This window comes from Kitasatospora sp. NPDC001309 (assembly GCF_042896295.1).
In the GTDB taxonomy this organism is placed as follows: domain Bacteria; phylum Actinomycetota; class Actinomycetes; order Streptomycetales; family Streptomycetaceae; genus Kitasatospora.
Window position 1 is genome coordinate 1 of the sequence record NZ_JBIAXC010000067.1, and the last position, 20681, is coordinate 20681.

25 protein-coding genes are annotated in these 20681 nt (G+C 70.9%); 7 read left to right on the forward strand and 18 right to left on the reverse strand.

The genetic code is table 11. The annotated features are described in order from the left end of the window. Nucleotides 1-76 precede the first annotated feature (76 nt). The 3 genes from ACFY2K_RS39900 (at nt 77) to ACFY2K_RS39910 (ending at nt 2732) form a co-directional block, all read left to right on the forward strand. Nucleotides 77-499, forward strand: a complete 423-nt coding sequence (locus ACFY2K_RS39900; protein WP_387717549.1) for a MobC family plasmid mobilization relaxosome protein — start codon at nt 77-79, stop codon at nt 497-499. After that, nucleotides 496-2241 carry a relaxase/mobilization nuclease domain-containing protein gene (locus ACFY2K_RS39905; RefSeq protein WP_387717551.1) on the forward strand — a complete coding sequence of 582 codons (1746 nt, stop codon included), beginning with the start codon at nt 496-498 and terminating at the stop codon, nt 2239-2241. Before ACFY2K_RS39900 ends, ACFY2K_RS39905 begins: the two co-directional genes overlap by 4 nt. 95 nt (nt 2242-2336) lie before the next feature. Beyond that, nucleotides 2337-2732, forward strand: a complete 396-nt coding sequence (locus tag ACFY2K_RS39910) for a hypothetical protein (protein ID WP_387717553.1) — start codon at nt 2337-2339, stop codon at nt 2730-2732. A gap of 127 nt (nt 2733-2859) precedes the next feature. On the opposite strand, the gene ACFY2K_RS39915 is transcribed toward ACFY2K_RS39910, so the two are convergent. Beyond that, the gene (locus ACFY2K_RS39915) at nt 2860-4503 is read right to left on the reverse strand and encodes an IS1182 family transposase (protein ID WP_387717555.1); all 1644 of its coding nucleotides are present in this window, start codon (nt 4501-4503) and stop codon (nt 2860-2862) included. 243 nt (nt 4504-4746) lie between these two features. Next, complete coding sequence (locus tag ACFY2K_RS39920) at nt 4747-5127, reverse strand: putative phosphothreonine lyase domain-containg protein (RefSeq protein WP_387717557.1); 381 nt, start codon at nt 5125-5127, stop codon at nt 4747-4749. A gap of 347 nt (nt 5128-5474) precedes the next feature. Between ACFY2K_RS39920 and ACFY2K_RS39925 the strand changes: the two genes are divergently transcribed. The 3 genes from ACFY2K_RS39925 (at nt 5475) to ACFY2K_RS39935 (ending at nt 12549) form a co-directional block, all read left to right on the forward strand. Continuing rightward, nucleotides 5475-6473: a hypothetical protein gene (locus tag ACFY2K_RS39925; RefSeq protein WP_387717559.1), complete on the forward strand. Its 999-nt coding sequence runs from the start codon at nt 5475-5477 to the stop codon at nt 6471-6473. Between the two features lie 299 nt (nt 6474-6772). Continuing rightward, complete coding sequence (locus ACFY2K_RS39930) at nt 6773-9781, forward strand: hypothetical protein (protein WP_387717561.1); 3009 nt, start codon at nt 6773-6775, stop codon at nt 9779-9781. Next, nucleotides 9781-12549 (forward strand): RNaseH domain-containing protein, encoded by a 2769-nt coding sequence (locus tag ACFY2K_RS39935; protein WP_387717563.1) that lies wholly within the window; start codon nt 9781-9783, stop codon nt 12547-12549. The genes ACFY2K_RS39930 and ACFY2K_RS39935 overlap by 1 nt, the downstream gene beginning before the upstream one ends. 134 nt (nt 12550-12683) lie before the next feature. On the opposite strand, the gene ACFY2K_RS39940 is transcribed toward ACFY2K_RS39935, so the two are convergent. The 11 genes from ACFY2K_RS39940 to ACFY2K_RS39990 form a co-directional block, all read right to left on the reverse strand. Beyond that, a complete protein-coding gene (locus ACFY2K_RS39940; RefSeq protein ID WP_387717565.1) occupies nt 12684-13028 on the reverse strand; it encodes an AsnC family protein in 345 nt (114 codons plus the stop codon). 29 nt (nt 13029-13057) lie between these two features. Next, nucleotides 13058-13279 (reverse strand): hypothetical protein, encoded by a 222-nt coding sequence (locus tag ACFY2K_RS39945; protein ID WP_387717566.1) that lies wholly within the window; start codon nt 13277-13279, stop codon nt 13058-13060. An 11-nt stretch (nt 13280-13290) separates the two neighbouring features. After that, the gene (locus tag ACFY2K_RS39950; protein WP_387717567.1) at nt 13291-13521 is read right to left on the reverse strand and encodes a MarR family transcriptional regulator; all 231 of its coding nucleotides are present in this window, start codon (nt 13519-13521) and stop codon (nt 13291-13293) included. Between the two features lie 113 nt (nt 13522-13634). Next, complete coding sequence (locus ACFY2K_RS39955; protein WP_387717568.1) at nt 13635-13964, reverse strand: esterase; 330 nt, start codon at nt 13962-13964, stop codon at nt 13635-13637. An 86-nt stretch (nt 13965-14050) separates the two neighbouring features. After that, nucleotides 14051-14263 (reverse strand): hypothetical protein, encoded by a 213-nt coding sequence (locus ACFY2K_RS39960; protein ID WP_387717569.1) that lies wholly within the window; start codon nt 14261-14263, stop codon nt 14051-14053. Nucleotides 14264-14307: 44 nt separating this feature from the next. Then, the gene (locus tag ACFY2K_RS39965; RefSeq protein ID WP_387717570.1) at nt 14308-14583 is read right to left on the reverse strand and encodes a hypothetical protein; all 276 of its coding nucleotides are present in this window, start codon (nt 14581-14583) and stop codon (nt 14308-14310) included. Then, nucleotides 14583-14981, reverse strand: a complete 399-nt coding sequence (locus ACFY2K_RS39970; protein ID WP_387717571.1) for a hypothetical protein — start codon at nt 14979-14981, stop codon at nt 14583-14585. The genes ACFY2K_RS39965 and ACFY2K_RS39970 overlap by 1 nt, the downstream gene beginning before the upstream one ends. Nucleotides 14982-15072: 91 nt before the next feature. Next, the gene (locus ACFY2K_RS39975) at nt 15073-15435 is read right to left on the reverse strand and encodes a helix-turn-helix transcriptional regulator (RefSeq protein ID WP_387717572.1); all 363 of its coding nucleotides are present in this window, start codon (nt 15433-15435) and stop codon (nt 15073-15075) included. Between the two features lie 119 nt (nt 15436-15554). Next, the gene (locus ACFY2K_RS39980; protein WP_387717573.1) at nt 15555-16025 is read right to left on the reverse strand and encodes a hypothetical protein; all 471 of its coding nucleotides are present in this window, start codon (nt 16023-16025) and stop codon (nt 15555-15557) included. Between the two features lie 57 nt (nt 16026-16082). Then, nucleotides 16083-16439, reverse strand: a complete 357-nt coding sequence (locus ACFY2K_RS39985) for a hypothetical protein (protein ID WP_387717574.1) — start codon at nt 16437-16439, stop codon at nt 16083-16085. A gap of 31 nt (nt 16440-16470) precedes the next feature. Next, nucleotides 16471-16824 carry a DUF317 domain-containing protein gene (locus ACFY2K_RS39990; RefSeq protein ID WP_387717576.1) on the reverse strand — a complete coding sequence of 118 codons (354 nt, stop codon included), beginning with the start codon at nt 16822-16824 and terminating at the stop codon, nt 16471-16473. 196 nt (nt 16825-17020) lie between these two features. Here ACFY2K_RS39990 and ACFY2K_RS39995 point away from each other — a divergent pair, with 196 nt between their 5' ends. Then, nucleotides 17021-17281 (forward strand): hypothetical protein, encoded by a 261-nt coding sequence (locus tag ACFY2K_RS39995; RefSeq protein ID WP_387717578.1) that lies wholly within the window; start codon nt 17021-17023, stop codon nt 17279-17281. A 7-nt stretch (nt 17282-17288) separates the two neighbouring features. On the opposite strand, the gene ACFY2K_RS40000 is transcribed toward ACFY2K_RS39995, so the two are convergent. From ACFY2K_RS40000 to ACFY2K_RS40020, 5 genes are all read right to left on the reverse strand, one after another. Next, on the reverse strand, nt 17289-17774 hold the full coding sequence (locus ACFY2K_RS40000; RefSeq protein ID WP_387717580.1) for a hypothetical protein: 486 nt from the start codon (nt 17772-17774) through the stop codon (nt 17289-17291). A 22-nt stretch (nt 17775-17796) separates the two neighbouring features. Beyond that, complete coding sequence (locus ACFY2K_RS40005) at nt 17797-18024, reverse strand: LuxR C-terminal-related transcriptional regulator (RefSeq protein WP_387717582.1); 228 nt, start codon at nt 18022-18024, stop codon at nt 17797-17799. 91 nt (nt 18025-18115) lie between these two features. Further along, complete coding sequence (locus ACFY2K_RS40010; RefSeq protein ID WP_387717584.1) at nt 18116-18931, reverse strand: DUF317 domain-containing protein; 816 nt, start codon at nt 18929-18931, stop codon at nt 18116-18118. Nucleotides 18932-18947: 16 nt separating this feature from the next. Next, entirely contained in the window at nt 18948-19742 is a 795-nt protein-coding gene (locus tag ACFY2K_RS40015; protein WP_387717586.1) for a DUF317 domain-containing protein, read from the reverse strand. A gap of 115 nt (nt 19743-19857) precedes the next feature. Continuing rightward, nucleotides 19858-20670: a winged helix-turn-helix transcriptional regulator gene (locus tag ACFY2K_RS40020; RefSeq protein WP_387717588.1), complete on the reverse strand. Its 813-nt coding sequence runs from the start codon at nt 20668-20670 to the stop codon at nt 19858-19860. Nucleotides 20671-20681: the final 11 nt, after the last annotated feature.

A 20681-nucleotide genomic window follows, 5' to 3' on the forward strand; every position in this document is an offset into this window, starting at 1 on the left:
CCCGACGGGGTGGGTGTCACCCGGGGCGGCGGCCCCCCCGGGGGGGCCGCCCCCCGACCGGGGAGTCGGCCCAGGGGTGCCGACAGAGAAGGAGAGCGCGCCAGCAACCGCTCGCGCCGCCTCGCGCCGCCGCCGTCCCCGCCACGCCACCCAGCGCCGCACCTGCGTGAGCCTGCGCTTCAGTGAACTGGAGTGGGCAGCAGTACAGCAGGCCGCCGACCACGCCGACCTCGCCCCAGGCGGCTTCTCCGCCGCTGCCACCCTCGCTGCCGCCACCAGCACCGACCCCAGCGCCGCCGTCGCCGACTACCGGCGCGGCATCCAGGAACTCATGGAGTCCAACCGCCAGCTCGGCGCGGTCGGAAACAACCTCAACCAGCTCGCCCACTACGTGAACGCCGGCGGCCAGCCGGGCACCGAGCTACGGCAGCTCCTGGCCCGCGTCGAAGCCTCCATCGACGCGGTCGACGACGCGGTCGCCTGGATGGTCCGCCGGTGATCCCCAAGATCCGCACCGGCACCGACCGCTCCTTCCCCCTCATCGACTACCTCTTCGGACCCGGCAAGCACGAGGAGCACACCAACCAGCACCTGGTCGCCTCCTGGAACAATTTCGCGCCCGACCCGGGCCCCAACCCGGAGCGGCACCTGGTCGCCAAGCTCGCCAACCAGCTCGACCAGCCGGTCAAGGCCCTCGGCAAGCGGGCACCGGACAACAAGATCTGGCACTGCTCACTGCGTACCGCCCCCGGTGACCGGCACCTCGACGACGCCGAGTGGGCCACCATCGCCCGGCGCATCGTCCACGCCACCGGCATCGCCCCCGAAGGCGACACCGCCGCCTGCCGCTGGGTCGCCGTCCGCCACGCCGACGACCACATCCACATTGCCGCCACGCTGGTCCGCCAGGACGGCCGCCTGGCCGCCCTGAGCTTCGACAAGCGCAAGGCCCAGGCCGAGGCCCGCCTCATAGAGAAGGAGTACGGCCTGCGACAGCTCAACCCGGGCGACGGCACCGCCGCGAAGAACCCGACCAGCCAGGAACAGTGGAAGGCCGAGCGCACCGGCCGTACCGAGACCCCGCGCGAGAGCCTGCGCGAAGCCGTCCGCCAGGCCGTCGCCGGAGCCGCCGGCGAGGAGGAGTTCTTCACCCGGCTGCGCGAGGCCGGCCTTCGCGTGAAGCTGCGCAACGCCCCTTCCGGCGACGTCCTCGGCTACAGCGTCGCCCTGCCCGGCGACCGCAACCGCGACGGCGAGCCGATCTGGTTCCCCGGCAGCACCCTGGCCCCCGACCTCTCCCTCCCGCGCATCCGCCGCCGCCTGGACACCGCGCCCGCAACCGCCACCCCGGAGCCGGACAACCGCCCGACCCGCTCCGGCCGTTCCGCTCCCGCGCGACGCCGCCGAGAAGCTGCCGGCACCGCCGAACGCGCCGCCGCAGTCCTCGACCAGGACGACGACGAAGCCGCCGCCCACCTCGTCGGCGCCGGTGAAATCCTCGACGCCCTCGCCCAGACCTCCCCAGCCGCCACCCGCACCGAACTGCGAGACGCCGCCCGCGCCTTCGAACGCGCCACCCGCAGCCACGTTCGCGCCGAGAACGCCGACATCCGCGCCCTGCGCTCGGCCGCCCGCGGAATCGTCCACGCCGGCAGTGCGCTCGGACGTGGAGAGGACGGCGGCACAACCGCTATGGTCTTGTCCACGCTCGTCCTGGTCGCTCTGGCCGCAGCCCGCTGGCACTCCGCGAGGGGCCACGCCCAGCAGGCCGCCGCCTCCCGCCAGGCCGCCGAACACCTGCGCACCGCCTACCAGCAGGCCGCAGCCACCCCCATGCGCACCATGCGCGAGATCGGCCGCGCCCTCCCGGAGGGCGAGCGCCGCCGCCACGGCACCACCATCCGCACCGTCCTCGGCGACACGGCCACCCAGCAGGGCCAGGCCCACGAGCACGACGCCCTGGCCGCCGTCCTCGCGGAAGCCGAAAAGGCCGGCCACGACCCCAAGGCCCTCCTGGAGAAGGCCGTCCATCGCCGGGAGCTGGAAACCGCCCGTAACACCACCGACGTCCTCGTCTGGCGCATCCGCCGCCTCGCTGACCTGCCCGCCAACCCTGAACGCCCCCGCACTCGTACGGCCGCTGGCACCCGGGCCCGGACCGCCTCGGCACAGGCGCGCACCAACCAGCCGGCACCGGCCCAGCCCGTGACCGACCCGCGCCGCCCGGCACCACGCCGCTGACCCGGGAAACGCTCCGGCCAGCCGTCCCGAAACCCCTCGACACCCGGTTCCACCAGGTGTTACGCAAGTACCCGAGCACCGCGAACGGAGAGCACGTGACCAGAACCGAGCACACCACCACCGCTCCGGCCCCGATCACCACCCCGGTCCCGGTCGGCTCCGACCCGCTCCGGCAGCTGGAGTACGAGACCCAGACTCCCAGTGGCCCGGAAGCTGTCCGGGGCATCCTGCACCCGGCCGAACTGGCGCTGCGCGGCATGCCGGTGACGTGCTCTGCCTGCCGGGCCCGCAGGGACTGGTTGCTGCTCAACCACCGCCGCGACGTGTGGGTGTGCTGCCGCTGCGGCAACGACTGGCTGGAGCCGGAGATCACGCGCAAGGACTTCGACGCCCTGATCGCCGAACCGACCTGGACCCGTCACCCCTCGACCGGTGCCGGGCGGGTGGCCCTCGGCTTCGACGGCACCTTCGCCGGCATCTACCTCGACTAACGAGCGGTGTTGCATCGAATGCAACACTCACCATGACCGGCACAGGCTACTGGCCTGCTGTTTTCCGAGGGGGTCGACTCCGAGACTCTGTTGGTTAAGGCTGGTCCCTCCGTGAGGCCCGTCGCCGTCAGGCGACGGGCCTCAGTGTCTCGAAGCGGGAGACGCGTGTGCCGATCCGGGGTGTGCCGCTGGTCCAGGCATCGAGCCGGACGAGGTTCATCGCCGCAGCGGTGAACAAGTGCTGGAAGTGGGTCTTGGGCTGGCTGCGGTAACGGGACCGGCGCATGCCAAAGGCACGGACTCCTTGGGAGACGGTGGCCTCGATGCCGTTGCGCTGCCGGTAGCGGTCGCGCCACTCGCGGGTTTCCTGCGCGGCGCGGTTCTGCCGGATCGCCTGGTGCTCGTCATGGTGTCGCAGCATGATCTCCCGGCGCTGGCCGGTGGCCGATCCGACGCATGAACGCAGGTCGGGGCAGGGGCGGCACTCGCTATGGCGGAACCGGACGCGGACGACCTCCGTGCCTTTGGAGTTGGTGCGGGGATACCACTGATCGGTGGTGATGCCGTTGGGACAGGTCACCTGCCGACGGTCCCAGTCGACGGCGAAGGCGTCGGTGGCGAACCGGCCTTTGGCCTGGACCGTGGTGTTTCCCTGGATCGGCCCCAGCAGTTCAACGCCCATACGCTCGGCGGCGAGGATGTTGTCGGCGTCGATGTAGTTCCCGTCGGCCAGGTGGACGGCGGGCAGCATGTCGCGGGCGGCCAGGTCCGCCTGGATGGCCTGGGTCATCTTGGAGTCGTTGACCGCCGCGTCCGTGGTGGCGACGTGTGTGATCAGATTCGGCGCGTCCGGCTCGCATGTCTCGGTCAGCTGGACCAGGTAGCCGGCCCATCCGGAACCGGCCTTGGCTCCCCGGCGGGCGTCCAGGTCATAGGGCGAACAGGGCTGCAGTCTCCCCGGCGGGAGGTCCTTCTCCTCCCGCCAGTGCACCTCGCCTTCGCTGACCTGGTAGTTCTTCACCCAGACCTGTCGCAGCACCTCGACCGGCCCAAGCGTTCTCACCTCGCGTGGCGTGTCGGGGGCGAAGACCGCGGTCATCAGCCGCACACCGTCCGCGCCGACCTGAGCCGTCCAGGCCCGCTGCTTGTCCTTGCTCCTGGGCCACCGGTTCTCCTCGACCCGGTGGCCGTAGCGGGCGAACCATTCCGGGTCCACCCGGTCAGCCAGCCAATCCGGCGCCACTGCCGCGATCGCGTTCAGGGCGGCCCGCAGGCTTTCCCCGACCAGTGCCAGCCGGTTCAGTCCCGTGATCGCCCCCAGGACCCTGGCGGAGTCGGTCCGCTGCCGTCCCGCGGTCTTCAGCAGCCCGCGTTCCCTGGCCAGCCTCAGGACGAGATCGAAGACCTCGCCGGCCTTCCCGCCTTCCAGCAGCCGCGACCGGAACTCGCTGAGCACCGAGTAGTCGAACCCGGTATCCGTCAGTTCCAGGCCGATCGCGTACTTCCAGTCGATCCTTGTGCGCACGGCGTCAGCCGCCTGCCGGTCAGACAGCCCCTCGGCGAACTGCAACACCGTGACCAGGGCCAACACGCCCGGCGCGACAGCGGGGCGTCCCCGCTCGGGATACAGATCGGCGAACGCCTCCCCCGAGAAGACCTCGGCGAACTCCTCCCGCAGCCGCATCGCGAAAGCACCACGAGGACACACCACCCGCGCGACCCGCGCGGTCTCCGCCGGAATCTCCCCCAGCCCCAACACACGCAACGACACCGACACCCTCCCCGAACACAACGCTGGCCTCCACCACCCACAACCGGGTGGTGAAGGCCAACGTCACGCAGAAGAGCCAGCCTTAACCAACAGAGTCTCCGAGTCGGCCCCCTCGTCCGGCACCAGGACCGAGGCGCGTAACCGATGCAACGATGTTGCATTGGAGACAACAGAACGGATATGCCGGACCAGTCCTGGGTGCCCGGGGCCCTGAAGTCCGGCGCTGGGTTGGTTCGTGATGGATTAGGCAGATGCGGCGTAGCGCGGGGTGCGGCGCACGAGCTTTGTGGTGCCGGTGGGGCTGGTGTAGGTGCTGACCCTGCCGCCGTACTCGCCCAGTCTGGTCGCTTCATCCGTCTTATAGGCGAGCGCGTCGTTGACGCCGAGGTCTCGCAGTGCGACCAGCACTCGACGGATGTCCTCTTCGTCGTTGCAGTCTTCGGTGAAGATGATCACCGGTCGGCGGGTGGGGTCTCCGTCGAAGGGGTTTCCGAGCGTGGCGACCTTGGCGCTTGGCCCCAGCTTGCCTTCATGTACAGCCTTTTCGACCAGTCGCCAGCCCGCATCGAGCGTGCGAACGGGCAGGAACCACTGCCACTTTCCGCGCGGTGTCGCGGGCGGCATGCTGCTCGGAAAAGCTCCACCGCCAACGGCGGCCCAGAGCCACGGGGCACTGGTGATCGCCGAAGGGCGGGCTTGGTGGCGCTGATGGGCTGTGCGAGTGGTATGTACGTGCACGAATGCAGCCTATGTCGCAGAGCTCCTTGTTTGTGCGCCATCTTGTGCGTGTGGCGCTAACGGAACGCAATGACGTGCGGATTCGTCGGGAGCAGGCATTGACTGCTTGCTGCCTGGCAGTAGCAGCTGAGACGGACGCCGGGCTGGAGGCCGTACGGCGGGCAGCAATGCTGATGGACTGTCTCGGCGCGCTGCGTGCAGCCCACCCGCCTGGTAGGGCCGTGCAGTTGGGGATGAGCGAGTTCCGCCAGGGCCTACGCGGCCCGCTTGGCCCGCTCCTGCCGCCGCCGGGTGACGTCGATGACCGGTTCGGTGAGTTGCGGCTGTTGGACGGTGCCGGGTTGGTCCGTGACGCGCTGGAGGACCTGTGTCGGGAGCATCTTGTTCCGCAGGCGGCGCTGGATCGTCACTGGCCCTGGGCGCGGGTGAGGGCGGAGCAGGAGGAGCGGCGTCTGTTCGAGGTGATGCGTCGGCTGGAGCCGGAGGAGTACCGGCAGGCGCGAGCCCTTTTGGCGGAGTGCCCGGCCGGGCCGCTGCGGGTGTTGCGCAAGCGGTGGGATCGGTTGTGGATGCGCTTCGACTTCTTCGAGGCGGTCAGCGACTGGCCGTGGTGTCAGCTGGGGGGCTGGTGGTACCCGTGCCCGAAGTGCCGTTGGCCGATGCGAGTGGTGGAGACCTGTCAGGAGGTCGAGGTGCGCTGTGAGGCGCACCGGGCTCGGGGGGTGCACTACCGCCTGTCCCTGGAACGGGGCGGGCGTGGGGTGGCGCCGGCCCTGGTGGGTACGGGCAGGGCGTCGGAGCCGGTAGTCGGTCTTCCCGCCAGTGTGGATCACCTGGCGCTCAGCCGTCCCGTGTGGCGGTACGGGGTACTGCCCACCCTGCTGGAGATCGAACTGCGTGACCGGCTGAAAGACCAGGCCCACGTATGGGTGGAGATGTGGCCGGGCGAACTGCGGCCCGACGAGTACGACTTGAGGATCACGGTCGCGCTGCCGGGACGGCCGGTCCGGACATGGCGGGTGGACGCCAAGGACTGGGCGTCGGCCGCCGCTCTCGCCCAGGCGTTGCTGGAACGCGAGCCGAAGCCCTACGCGCTCTTCATCGTCCTTCCGGACCACCAGGGCCACGAGGTGGCGTATCTCAAGACTCGGCTGACCGGGCGGAGGACGAAGGTGCTCACGCTCACCCGCCTCGTCGAGCAGGTCAAGCGCGCTGCCAGGGGTGTGCGGTGAGGGACCAGGCCGAGGACGAGTGGGCACTGCGGAAGCTCGCGCTGGCCATTCCGCTGGCGCTGGCGGACGAGTACTTCGGGTTCGTCGACCCCCAGGGGAGGCGGATTGTCCCGCTGGACCAAGCACACGTCTTCGCCGCCGCGCGCACCGATCTGTGGGATCGCTGGCCTCAACTTCCTCGCTGGGTACGGGAGATCGCCGGTGACTACTGGCACGTTCGGCCTCCAGAGCTGGCTGATCGGAAGGAATTCCATCAGCTTGCGTGCTGGTGGGCCTGCCAGCCGGACAGCCTGTACCGGATGCCGGAGGGCACTGAGCGGAGCAAGGCACAGTACCTGCTCGTCGCCCACGCGCAGCAACCGCTGACGCTCGCGCGGGGCCTGCTGCGCGAGGCGGAGGAGATCTACTACCGCAGCCGTGGCCCGCAGCCCGTTGCCACCGCCGGAAAGTGGGCGTTCGGCAAGGACTCCGTCGTCACGATCCCGGATGGGGAAGGCGAGGACGGAGTCACTCCACTGCGGGTACGCACCGCCCCGTACCGCGAGGAGGTCGTCCTGTCGCGCCGCCGGATGCTCCGGGCGGTGGGCCGGCACGTGGCCGCGAACGCGCGCAACAGCTGGAAGCCCGGTTTGATGGGCCGGTTCTTCGGACGGCTGCTGGACCTGGACGACCGCAAGGTCACCCGGCTGCGGATGCCCGCAGGCAAGGTCACGGTCGTCAACGCGCCGACCGGAGTGGGGAAGAGCGTCCTGCTCAGGGCTGCGGCGCCTCTGCTGGCCCAGAACCGGGCCGGGCCGGTCGCGGTCGTCGTCGGCCAGATCCACGAGAGCCTGAGCAACACCGAGCACATGCGTGAGACCGAGGGCGAACTCACTCGGCATGCCCTCGACGAACAGATCCGGCAAGACGACGACCACGTCCGGAAGACCGCCGCCGAGTTCGCTCTCGCTCATCCGACGCTGAAGGTCGTGCCGCTGGTCTCCGGCTACCGGCTGGCCGAGCAGGCCGGGCGGGCCCTGGTCCAGGGCCGCGAGCAGCGGTTCGAGGAACTGGCCTACGGCTGCGACCTGTCGACGTGGCTCACGGACGGGGAGCCGGTGCGGCGCGGCGCTGAACCGTGCCTGTCGCTGAGGCCGGCCGATGCCGCGGACGACCGCGAGGGACCCGGCCCTGCGCACGCCTGCCCGCGATTGGGCGTGTGCGGCAAGTACGCGTTGATCCGCGAGGCCGTGGACGCGGATGTGATCGTCACCAACCATCACAACCTGCTGGGCGGGTCGGTGCCAGTGCCTGTGGAGACGGACAAGGGCGTGCTGGACCGCATCAGCCTCCTGGAGTTTGTGATGCGCCGGTACCCGGTGCTTCTGGTCGACGAAGTCGACCGGATGCAACAGAGCTGGTGCGAGATGGGCACGGACGAGTTCACCCTGGCCAGTCGGGGAACCCACAGATCATCGCTGCTGGTGGAGGTTGACCGGCAACGCGAGGTCCTGGACGCGGCCAGCGACCGGCGCCTGGTCCCCGTCCTGTTCAAGGCCCGCAGCCTGGGCGAGCAGTTCCTCAACTACGTCCTGGAAGGCGACCTGTGGCTGGACCCCGCCGAGCACGATGACGACGACCGGCTGAACTCCGGCTGGCACGTGCCCGGAGCGTGGGACCGGTGGCTGCTCGACAAGCTGCTGCACGTGGACATCACCCAGCCGATCGACCCCGATGTCTACCGCGACTTCCGCAAGATCTTCCCCGACCGGAAGAAAAAGAAGAGGAACCCTCCTCCGCCCCGCTACGCCCACCTGGCCGCGCTGCTGGAGAAGGCCGTCAGCCGCGACGAAAGCCACGACGCCCTGCCCCCGGTGAAGACTCAAATCGACAGGGCGCTGGCCAAACTGGGCGTCCCCGGACACGAACGCCGCGAGATCACCAACGCCCTGCTGGTGCGTGCCTGGCTCGGCAGCCTTCGCCAATCCCTGCGGCACCTCAAGGCCGTCCTGGCCGGCATGGGACGCCGAGAGCAGATGACAGCCGGCCGGGACCTCGCCAAGGCCCTGGGGACCTTCAACCGCAATCCTGCACTGCCCTTCGGCCCGCTGGGCTACCAGCTGATCGGCTTCAAGGTCGAGAAAGACCAGCACGGCGGAGGCCGCCTGTCCGTGCAGGCCCTCAGCGGCGACCCCCACACGAGCACCGTCCAACTCGGCGGAACCATCGCCCTGGCCACCGCCGGCGTGGAGCGCAGCATCCTGGCCCTGTCCGCGACCGCGTACTTCCCAGGCGCCGCCAAGGAGCACCTCCACACGCTGCCCGCCTACGTGATGACCGACGCGACACCCGGGTCGGTCACCGCCAGGGCCGGCAACGTCTCCGAAACCCCCAACGGCTGGAACCCCATCGCCATCGGCGGCCAGGACCAGGCCAGCAAGCCCGCCCGGCTCCTCGACCTCGGTGCCCGCCTGTGGACGGACCGCCTCTCCGAACACCTGAGATACCTGGAGAACCACGAACGTGACCGGGCCCGCGCGATGGTCGTCTCCAACGCCTACAGCCAGGCCATGGTCCTCGCTGCCGGCATCGCCTCCGTGATCCCCGATCCCTCCTGGATCGCCGTGGTGGTCAAAAAGAAGAACACGCCGCCAGGCGGGGTCGCCCCACCCCAGGGAGTGGTCATGATCACCGTCGACCAGCTCGAAGACCTCCCCTTCACCCACCCCAACGTCAAGGTGATCTGCGCACCAATGCGCCTGGTCGCCCGCGCCCTGAACATCCTCGTCCCTGGCACCGACCGCTCCGCCCTCGCCTCGGTTTGGGTCGCCACCCGACCCCCCGCAGACCTCCACTCCCCGACATCCATGTACGCCAGCATCGGCGCCGCCGGAATCGCCGCCGGCCGAGCGGGCCCCGACCCCGCCCGCATGCTCGCGGACCAGAGCCGCGCCGCCCACAAACGCCTGTACCAACTCCTCAGCGCCAGCCCGATGCTGTCCCGCCTACCCAAGTTCCTGAAGATCGAAGTCCTCGCCGGGATCCTCGTCGACATGATCCAGCTCGCCGGACGCGCCCGCCGCGGAGGCACCCCCGTACAGCTCTACCTCGTCGACAACGCCTTCTTCGCCACCCACTTCGGCACCGACTACCCCTCCCTGCTGCGCGCCTACTACGACCAACTCACCGAGCACCAGCAGCACCACCTGCGCCGCACCTACGGCTCCACCCTCACCGCCTGGCTCGACCTCGCCCACTCCACCGACCAGCCCCACCTGGTCCACGTCCCCCTGCCTCGCGCCAGCGCGGCCGAGTACGAAAGACCCTGATGAGTACCCAGACCCGGCTGTCCCTGCTTGCCCCCCACACCGACGAGAACCTCCTCGGTACTACCTACCTCTACCCGCTGCCCGACAAGATCGACAAAGCATGGCCAGCCCTTCGACAGATGTACCGCGGAATCACCGGGTCCAAGGGAAACCTGCCCTACGCGGGACTGCTCACCGTCCTTCGTGCCACCGGCTACACCTGCGCGGCCCTGTACCCCGAGAGCAAGGAACACCCACCGAAATACCTTGCCACCAGCCGCCCCATCGACCGCGACGACCTCCACGACGCGATCGTCCTGTGGGAACAGGCGCTCCTGCAGACCGAACGCGACCGCTTCTCCTTTGCCTACCAGAGCGAGATCGCTGACCTGATCGCCGGCACCGCCCCCGAAGAGACCCTGCTATGGGGGCACTTCACCCCCACCGGCGGCTGCATCGACGCCCCCGGATGGGCCTGGAGGGCAGCCAGCTGGGCCGTCGCCAGCAAGCTTGCCGCCCAACCCTGGCAGATCGACGGCAAGACCGTCCGCTTCCGCCCCGACCTGGACCGCAACCTCCTGGTCTGGGACACCGACCTGTTGTGGACGAACACCTGGGGCGCCGCGTACGGCGACAAGGACACCGACAGCCCCGGCGAGGAAACCCCAGCGTGGAAGACCCGCAACCACTGCGCAGCCCTACGCCTGAAGGTGGCCGTAAAGTCCTACCCTGGGCTGAACGTTCCGGTCGCCGCCATCCAGCCGGTCGTCTCCCGTCTGAGCAACACCCTCCGCAGCGCCCGCACCGGCTGGTTCGCCCCCCGCGCCGCGGACGGCCCCCTCCTCAAGCTCGCCTTCGGAGGCCGCGGCGACCACACCCACGTCGATCACACCACACGCCTCGCCCTGGACGCCTGGACCCGCCTGCACGGCGAAGACGTCTTCCCACGCGCCGCCGACGAAACCGACTTCCTCGCCCCCAGCTCCTGCGACCTCACCGGACCACCCGGCGACCTGCGCGCCCTCATCCCCTTCTCCGGCACGTACTCCATCGGCAAGGGCGACGGCATGCACTCCAGACGCGAACTCGCCCGCTACGCCAGCACCGCCCTCGACCAACCGCTGCTGCAAGCCGAACAGGTCGCCGGACGCGCCTTCGGCAGCCGCCGCAGCACCGACCAAGGCCGCGACAGCGTCCTGCTCGACGACCCCCGCCTGGGCGAGATCCTCATCACCGCCGGCCGCGAACGCCTGCGGATCCTCGTCCTCTACCGCCACCAGGACGAGCGAACCCGCACGCAGCGCCTGCTCGCCTACCACTACAACCGCCCCGACCTCGCCGCCACCGGCATGCCCGAGGGAACGCCAGTACCGCTGAACGACCACGTCGAGGCGTTCCTGCAACCCGCAGACGACCTCCTCCGACACGGTGACCACCACAAGCAGCGCCCCACCCTGGCCCGGCAACTTGCTGGACTCGATGCCCCCGAAGGGACCCGACTGCTTGCCCTGTGCGAGACCGAGTACGACGCCAAGGTATGGGACCGCCAGCGCCGCGAATCCCGCAAGACCGACTCCACGGTCATCGACCCCTACGAGCTTGACGCCAAGCCGCATGCCGTCCGTGAACTCGCCCGCCTCGGAGTTCTCACCCAGTTCCTCACCCCTCACAAGCCCGGACGGCGCAACCCCCGGAAGAAGGAACGCGAGGTCACCACCGATCTCGACCTGCTCGGGCGCGAACTTGAAGGAGACCACCGCGGCCACATGGCCATCGCCGACCTCCACCGCTCAGCCGGCCTGATCCACCCCCGCCTGACCGACGCCCTGACCTTCGGTCCGAACGGGATCAAGGAACCGCTCGTCCACGTCGGCCTGCACCTGCGCCAACAGCTCGGTGATCGTCGCGGCCCTGCGACCGAGGAGCCGCGCCTCATCTGGACCCTGGTCGCACTCGTGCCCGGTCCTGACGGACTGTGGCAGTCCCTTGCCTACCTGCCCGACGCGGATTCTCCCGGAGGGCTCTGGCTCGACTACGCCACTGCCAACACCCTTCACCGTGCCCGCCGCCTTCCCGAAGGCCGACGCCGCGACGCACAGCTGCCCCGCTCCATCGACAAGGCCCTGTGGGAACTCGGCTCGTTCGCCAACGCCGCTGCTGGCTATAACTTCTATGTCTCCGGCGACGAAGCCCGCAGCATCTGGCCGCTGCTGGCGAACCGCCACCTTGGCCGGACACCCGAAGCAGACGGCACCCTCGACAAGCGCACCGCCCTGCCAGGTTTCAGTCTCCCTCCCGGCCATCGCCCCCGAGCCGTTCTCCGCGTCACTGCGGGCACCGAGCACGTCGCGACTCCCGCCCTCGTCGAGCGACTCGAGAAGACGGACGAAGGGGAGGCCGAATTCCAAGAGCGGAAGCTCTCCACGGGAATCTTCCGTATGAAGGGCACCAGTCGGAACTTCATCCTCTGCAACCTGCCTGAGCAGTACAAGGGAGGCTCGCGCCACGCCCGCGCCGGGGAGAAATACACCCGCTGGGCCAGTACCTCGGCAGAGGAACAGGCAGAAGTCTGGTACGGCCACACCGCCACGGAGATCAGCGTCCTCCACCTCCCCGACGGTCATGACCCTGTCGCCTACGCCGTGGCCGCCGCCCGCCTGTGCGATCACGCCCTTCACTGGAACTACCGCACCCGCTACCCGGCACCCATCCACCTCGGTATCCAGATGGACCAGGACCACTGGGAGTACAGACGGACCGTCGACGCAGACTCAGAGACCGAGGACTGAGATACCAGCCAGCGGGAGCGCGGAGGGAATACAACACGCCGGAATGAGTACTCTCCGCCGGTAGCTTTGAGCGGACAGCAGTAAGGACCGCCACCGGTATCGGTGGCGGTCCTCATCGTTGGTGGCCAGCACCCCTAGCCGGGAGGCGCTGCGGACGGGGGGAGCTGGTCGGAGACGGTCAGCCGGCGAAGACTGAGCCGGACGGCGGCCGGGCGCAGGCCGAGCTGGTCGGCGAGGGCTTCGGGGCCAAGAGCGGGGTCCTGCCGGAGCTGCTCGAGGACGGCGTGGTCGGTACGGTGCTCGGTGCCTCGGGCGGTGCGGTAGGCGGCCAGCGTTCCGCCGCCGATGGCGAACAGGCCACTGGCGCACACTGCGTAGGCGTCGGCCCGGGCGGCCGGGACAGCGGCGGCGGCGCCCAGAGCGGCGACGGTGCAGCAGACGATGAGCGCGCCGGGACGGTGGATCGGGCGATCGGTCACCGGTTGGTGGTCTCCTGTGGCTTGTCCGGTCACGAGCGCGGTTGGATCGGGCCCCGGAAGTCGCAGCCAGGGCAGGCGTCTTCGCCCTCGATGTGCCCCTCGTACCAGCCATGGACGACTGCGTGCAGGATCGCCTGCTCGATGCTGGCCTCGCCGGAGTGCACGGAGTTGACGGCGTTGGCGACGATCAGGGCGAGCACGGCGGAATCGGGCGCGGGGAACGGGGGCGAGGGCATCGCAGAGGTGGGCACGGCGGACTCCGTCAGCTGCTGGTGTTGGTAGCCGGGTTGTCGTGGAGGTCGCTTCGGTGGCCCTGGCCGATCGGCTTCCAGCTCTGGAACGTGGAGGGCTTCCAGCGGGGCCGGTCGGGGATGCTGGTGTCGTCGGGGGCGGGCAGGGTGCCGCGGTTTCGGCGGTTGCGGGCGGCGCCGACGCTGATGCCCAGGTGCGCGGCGACCTCGGCGTAGCCCCAGAGCTGCTGGTCGTCGGCCATGCGTGTGTCCTTCCTCGGTGCTTCGGGGACGAGCGTACGCGCCGCCGGTCGGGAGGGCGTACGGCGAGGCCGCCCCGGTCTGTTCGGCGCGGGGCGGCCTTGTGCGGTGGTGCTCAGGAGTCGGCGTGGTGGTTGGCGTGTTCGAGGGCGGCGGTGGCGAAGGCGAGGGCGGAGCACAGGCCGGTGACCTCGTACAGCGTGGGGCGCACCAGGCGGGGCCAGTCGTCGGGGGCGGCGGGCCAGGTGGCGAGGTGGACGTCGCCGGTGGCGAGCCCGAGGCGGGCGGTGACGTCCCAGCCGGCCTCGGGCGCCTTCTCCCACCGCAGCAGGATCCGGCCGAAGGGGAGCCTGGGCGCGGCGGCAGGGAGCCAGAGGACGTCTACCGGCTGGTCGGGGGCGGCGGGGACGCGGCGGACGAGTGCTCCGCTCGCCCACGACGGCATGGGGTGCAGCGCGAAGCGGTCGAGCGGCTGCGGGCGGGCGACGCGGCGGGTGGTGGGGATGCGGGTCTCCTTCGGGCGGGTGTGGTTCAGGGCCAGGCGAGTTCGTCGCGGACGGCGGGCGGGAGGTAGCCCTCCTGGCCGTCCTCTCCGATGTAGGCAGCGCCGTTGTGGACGACGACGTCCGCGCCGACGTAATGGGCGAAGGAAAAGTCGGGGTTGACAGCGAGGCGGACCTGCAGGGTCGGGTCGAGGTTCTGGAGCCGGGCGATCAGGTCGGCGACGGTGAAGTGCTGGGGCATGGCGGGTCTCCGAGCAGAGAAGGGGCGGTGGGCGCGGGCAGCGGTCACGGGAGGTCGAGGCGGAGCAGTTCGCGCAGGACGGCGGGGCCGTTCGAGGCGGGCTTGGGGTGGGTGGCGAGGTGCCGTCTGCGGGACTCGTTGACGTAGCCCTTGCCGGAGTCCTTGAACTCCCAGCCGCCGCAGGTGCAGACAGCCTGGGAGTAGGAGCGGCCGGGGCAGTCGGGGTGGAGCGGCTTGCCGGAGCTGGTGTGCTTGTGCTCGGGCGGGCAGAGACTGCGGTCGGCATGGTGGTTGGTCAGCGGGGCGCGGTGGGCGGGCATCAGGTCCTCGTGGTCGGTGGGGCGGTCAGCTCAGGAGAGGGGAGTGCCATGCCGTGCAGGTCGCGGCGGGGGCGGATCAGGACGAGGTCGTCGGCGGGCCATGGGTCGCAGGTGTCCCAGGGATGGCCGGTGGTGAGGACGACGGTGCCGTCAGGGCCATGGACTTCGGGGAGGCCGCAGACGCCGCAGCCGCAGGTGGGGTCGTAGGACTCCGGGCAAGCCCGGTACGGGCCGGCGGCGAAGTAGCCGGTCCGGTGGAGTCGTCCGGGTTGCGCGGCTTCGAAGGCGGAGACGATCAGGTCGCCGGGGCGGACTTGGTCGGCGCGGACGGTCCGCAGGTGAACGCTGGCGAGGATGCCGTGGCTCGCCTGGTGCTCGGTGGTCGCGGTGACGACCACCGGGTGGAAGTCGACGTGGTGGGTGCTCGCGGGGCTCTCCCTGCTGGTCGGCGGTTCATCCCGGGCAGTCCGGCCCGGGATCGCGGCTGGTTCAGTCGGCCAGCCGGTACGAGCGCATCGGCAGCGACTCGCCCTCGGCTTCGCGCACCACGAGGCCGTCAGCGGCCAGGCGGTCGAGCGATCTGGCGACCGTGCGGTCGGCCAAGTCGAGCGCGTTGCCGATCTGGCGCACGCGGGCGCAGTCCGGCACCTTGGCGAGGTGGGCGATGACCTTCCGGTCGCGGCGCAGGCCCAGCTCGTGGATGTCGTCGAAGGCGCTCAGCAGGCCGCTGACGGTCACGCAGAGGCTGAGGGCGAAGGCGGCGGAGCCTGGTTGGACGGAGAAGGCGTTGAGTGCTCCGAGCGCGGCGATGGCCGGGCCGGGGATGCGAGTGGGGTCGATGGTGAGCTTCACGTGCGGATTCCCTTCGTCGGAACGGGAGTTGCTGGAGAGGCGGGGGAAGGGCCCGCCGCTGCGGCGGGTGCCCGGAGGCGGGCGCGCGGCGGGGCCCGTGCCGTACTGAAGGCGAGGGGTCAGCTGGCCAGGGTGAGGGAGCCGCTGGCGGGGGCGGCAGCCTCGGTGTCGAGACTGACGATGCGCGGGCCGGTCGAGATGCTGGCCTGGCGGGTGGCGAGCCAGAGGGCGACCGAGTCGGCGCAGGCGGCGCAGTCGTCCGCGAGGGAGAGGCTTCCGTCGCCGACGTAGATGTCCACCACGTCCTCCTCGTCGGCATCGAAGGGCGAGGTCGGCTCGGGGTAGAAGCAGGCGAGCCAGGCGGAGTGGAACTCGGCGGGGCGCGCGATCTGTCCGTCGTCGTCGGTGACCAGGATTTCCCCACCGGGGACCAGCAGGGACAGGGCGAAGTAGCCGCCGCCGGTGTGGATGAGCTCGAAGGCGAGGCCGCGCTGCCGCAGGGTTTGGTAGACCGGACGTCCGGCGACGGGGCTCTCACCGTGGGGCAGTTCGTCGGTGAGGGCGGACTCGATGGTGCGGACGAAGGTCAACGCGTGCTCTCCTGTGGTGGGCTGGTCGGTCGGACAGTGCCCGCCGGGGATGGCCTGTTACGGACGCTGGCGGGGGATGCGGAGGGGGCTGGGAAGGATCTCGCCGCCGTGGGTCTCGATCAGCTCGCGCACCAGGGCGACCGGGACGTGCAGGTACACGGATTCGGTGGGGTCGCCCTCGTTCTCGGCGTGTTCGAGGTATTCGCGCCAGCGGTCCCACGGTTCGGGGCGCTGGGTCGGGAAGCCGACCTCCAGCGTCAGGGCGGGCAGCAGGAGCACGTCGGCGGGGTCGGGGGCGAGCACCGAGAGGCAGAAGCCGTCCGCGCAGGCGATGTGCGGGTCGGCCAGGGCGAAGCCGAGCGCGTTGCGCTCGGTGCCATTGGCGATGAGGTGATTCAGGCGGGGTGTGGGCAACACGTCCTCCGGGGGCAGGGGTTGGCCGAGGTCAGCGGGTGGGGTTGGCGATGAGCGCGGCGAGGAATCCGGCGACGGCCTCGGAGGGCGTGTGGATGCCGAACTCCTGGGTCCACGGCGTGGCGTCGGCGCCGGTGGGCTGGACCTGGATGCGCCAGACGATGCCGCGCTGCCAGGCGCCGGGGTCTTCCGGCAGCCAGCCGACGTACACCCGACCGTCCGGGCTGGTGCAGTGGACGTTCGCCTCCGGTGTGTCGACCATCGGCCAGCCGAGGCCACTGAGGAGGGCGAGCACGGGCTCCGCGCAGTGGTCGGAGGAGAGCCAGGGGCGGTCCTGGGCGGCGGTGCGGACGGGGGCGGGCAGGAGGCTGCTGGGGGTGTTCACGGAGGTACGGTCCCTTCGTTGACCTGCGGTTTCGGCGACGTGAGTACTTTGACATGCGACGTCCCGAAGTTCGTAGTCGTTATCCGCGATCGGGCTCTGCCGTGGGCGAACTGGAAGGGAATGGATCGGAGCCCCCGGGTGCTGAACCGGAGTTGCGGCGCGAGGCCGTACGGGGTGAAGGGGGACGACGGTGTTGGTGGCGAGCAGAGGCCGGGACATGGCGGCGCTGGAGCGCAAGATCCGCAGCGCGGGGCGGGCCTGGACGATGGGCGACGTCACGGTGATCGGTGAGGGCCAGTGGGCCGTGCGCACCGTGAGCCGGACCGAGCGGCAGCAGGGCGACGCGGTGGCGGCACGGCTGGCGGACGGGCGGCGGGTGGAGCTGACGGTGGAGGAGCTGGCCCGTGTGGTGGGCGCCGTGGATCCGGGAACCCGCCATGACAGGGAGGCGAACTGACCGGCGGCTAACGCCTGTTCGCAGCGGACCTGGCCGCAGTGGCGGCGGCCGGCGGGGCGGGCTGGTCCGCGGGCAGCCCCAGAGGACGGGGTGCCTGCGAGGTGCGGGCGGTGGCGGCCCGCACGCGCGCAGCGTCGGGGCCATCTTCGGCTTTGAGGGCGAGTTCGCGGGCGTCGATGACGTGGCTGATGGCCTGCAGGGCGGTGTTGCTCTCGGCGTAGGCCGTGCGCAGTGCGCTCGCGGACTGGGTGATCCGGTCGAGGTCGTAGAAGGCCGGGACGTGACCGGGCCGGGTGAGCGCGTGCAACCGTTCCTGGTGCACGGCAGCGGCGTTGGAGACCACGACGAGGTGGGAGCGCGTGTGCATCGCCGTTCGCAGCAGTGGGTCCTCGACGGGCACGCGGACCGAAGCCTTCTCCAGTTCGGCGATCGGCCGGCCCCAGGCTTTCTCGATCATCGAGTCGGCGTGGTCGAGAGCGGTCGGATCGGACACGATGTTCTCCAAGAGGGCTTGCTCAGCGGTGGCGGGCGGCGGTGGCCTGCTGCTCGGCGTAGAGCTGGACGGCGTGGTCGTTGCTGCCGGCGCCGAGCTTGCGGCGGGCTCGGGCGGCGCGGGAGCGGACGGTGGCGGCGCAGGCGCTCTGCCGGAGGGCGATCTCGGCGACGGTGTAGCCCTCGGTGAGGTAGCGCAGGGTGGTCGCCTCGGTGCGGGTGAGGGGCAGGCCGAGCAGGGACTTGCTCAACGGAATCTCCTTCGGGGAGCGGGGGCGGTACGTGATCCTGAATTCGATTAGCTTTCAGGGGACTTGGTGAGGGCCTGGTCCTCCTTGCGGATCAGCGGGCGCGGCCGGCGAGCACAGGCTTCGGGAGTGCGAGAGGACGGGTCGAGGTGGTGTGGGCGAGCACGGACGTGGCCGCCCGGGGCACCGAGAGCGAGCGGGAGGTGGCTGCCCTGACGCGTGCGACCTCCAGGGGGCTCGGCGCGGTTGGCGTTGCGATGGCGTTCACGGGCAGGCGTGCAACCTGGTCACGCCGCAGGTACCGGTGGACCGGGGACGGGTCGAAGGTGGCGGCGGTGAGCGTCTCCAGCAAGGGAGCAGGCAGGTGCGAGGAGGCGCTGGCGTACCAGCGGCGATCGGGCGGTCCGGCCTCGAAGAGCCAGCGTTCGGTGGTCTCGTCCATCTCCTCGGCGTGCCGCAGGAAGCCGGGGCGCGTCGAGCGGGTGACGAGCTGATCGGGGCTCTGGAGGACGACGGGGTCCACCCACTGTCCGGCCGCCCGGTGCGGCGCGGGTCGGCCGGCGCCGAGGTAGGCGTCGGGTCCGCGTGGGTAGGCGTCGGCCAGGGCGGTGGTGAAGTCCCGGACGATCTCGGTGGGCACCCGGTCGTCGAAGGTGACCAGCCACTGGGGGACGGTCGGCTCCGGACTGGCGCTGATCTTCCAGAGCGTGGAGTCCGGGCCCTCGGGAAGGAACGCCAGGCGGGCGGTCAGGTCCGGCGCGGTGACGTAGGCGTTGCCCAGGTCGTCGTTGGTGGCGGCCCACCCGGCCTTGATCAGTGGGGTGATGGCCTCGGTGACGTCGGCCTTGGTGTCCGCGAGGTAGCGCGGCCAGACGCGGTACTCGCGGGGCTTTTCGGGGGTGTGCGGCATGGACGTTCTCCGTGGGTCAGCGCCGACGTGCTCCGCCGGGGACCGGCAGCGCGGCGGGCGGGACGGCGGGGCCCTGCGGGGTGCGGGCGCGCGGCGGTCGGGCGGGGGCCGGGGTCGGGGCGCGGCGGGCGGTGACGTGGGGCAGGTGGCGGGCGGGGATCCCGCCGAGGGGCCGCTCGACGGGTTCGGAGGAGCTGAAGGCGAGGGCGGCGTGCACGAGCGGGTAGAACGGCACGCCGATGGTGAAGTCCGCACGCCAGGAGGGTCGTTGCGGGTCACCCGCGATCATGCTCCACGACGGCGGGACCAGGCCGGCGATCTCAGCGTCGTCGGGCTGGTGCCCGACGCGGTGCCGGTAGAGGGCGGTCCCGTCCGGCGCGACCTGGTCGTGGAAGCCCCTCGACCCTGGGTCGGGCTGCCAGCCGCGGTCGGCGAGAACGGACGCGGGCGTGCAGTCGAGGTGGTGTGGTCCGCCGAACAGGTAGTCGCGGTGCCCACTACGCAAGCCGTCGACGAGGACGGCGGTGAAGGCAGCGGTGATCTCGGCGGGCGTGCCGGGTCCGAACACCGCACGCCACAGCGGCTCCGAGCCGGAGGTGGTGTAGCCGTGGACGCTCCACGTGCCCGGGGTGTCGGGCGGGCCGGAGCTGGTGAAGACGGTGGTGCGGCAGGGGCTGGTGAAGAGGGCACCCCCGTCTGCTGTACGGGCGCGGCTCCAGCCGGGTGCCGAGGCCAGTTGGCCGGTGACAAGCCGCTGGTCGCCGGGACCGGCGAGACGAAGCGGCCGAACAAGGAAGGGGGCGGAGGACACGGGGAGGCTCCTGAACGTGGCGGGGAGCGGGCCCGCACACCGCCGTTGGCGGGGCGGCGTGCGGGCCCGGGGCGCTGGGGGCAGGGAGCCGTTCTGAGTCGGGAGTTCACGGCGTTCACCGGCCGCGCGAGGGGGAGGCGGCCTGCGTGAAGCCGGCGGGGACACGCGGCTGCGGCACCGGAGCGTGGCTGAACAGCGCGGAGGGGGCGGGGCTGCGTCGCAGTGCGGCAGCGGTCCGTACAGACTGCGCGGGGGAGCTCAGAGTGCGCTCGGCGGCCGGCACCGCGCGGGGAGTGGCGGCGGTTTGCCGGTGGTCCCACTGCTGGAGGGCGGTGTAGACGGGGCCGAGCGCCCGTCCGGCATCGGTGAGGATGTACGGGGCGCCGTGCCGGTTGTCGGTGCGGGCGACCAGGCCGTCCGCCTGCATGCGGTTCAGCCGGACCGTCGCGAACTGCGGTGGGGAGTCGAGCCGTTCGGCCAGGTGGGTCAGGCGCAGGCTCCCGTGCTCCGAGAGCAGGCGGATGGTCTCGGTGGTGTCCGCCAGCTGCAGGCGGTGCAGGGCGTCCTCGACCCGGTCGTACCGCCCTTGCGGGGTGCGGTCGATGTGGTCGGAGGACCACTGCGCGAGAGCGCGGTAGACGGGGCCGAGCGTGCGGGCCGCCGACGAGAGCCGATAGGGGGCTGTGCGGTCGAACTCACCGTCGCGGACCACCAGACCGGCGGCGGACATCGTGGCCAGCCGCTTGCTGACGTACGACTGCGACAGCTCCGGGAAGTGCCGAGTGACGTCGGAAACGCGCATCTCCGGGCCGTACTTGGCGATCGTATGCACGACGTGGGTGGTCCACCGTGGGGTGAGACGGCGAAGGGTGGCCTCGGTTCGCTGCGCGTCGGTGGTGCTCATCGGGGTGGTCGACTGGATGGACATGGCCGGGAGTT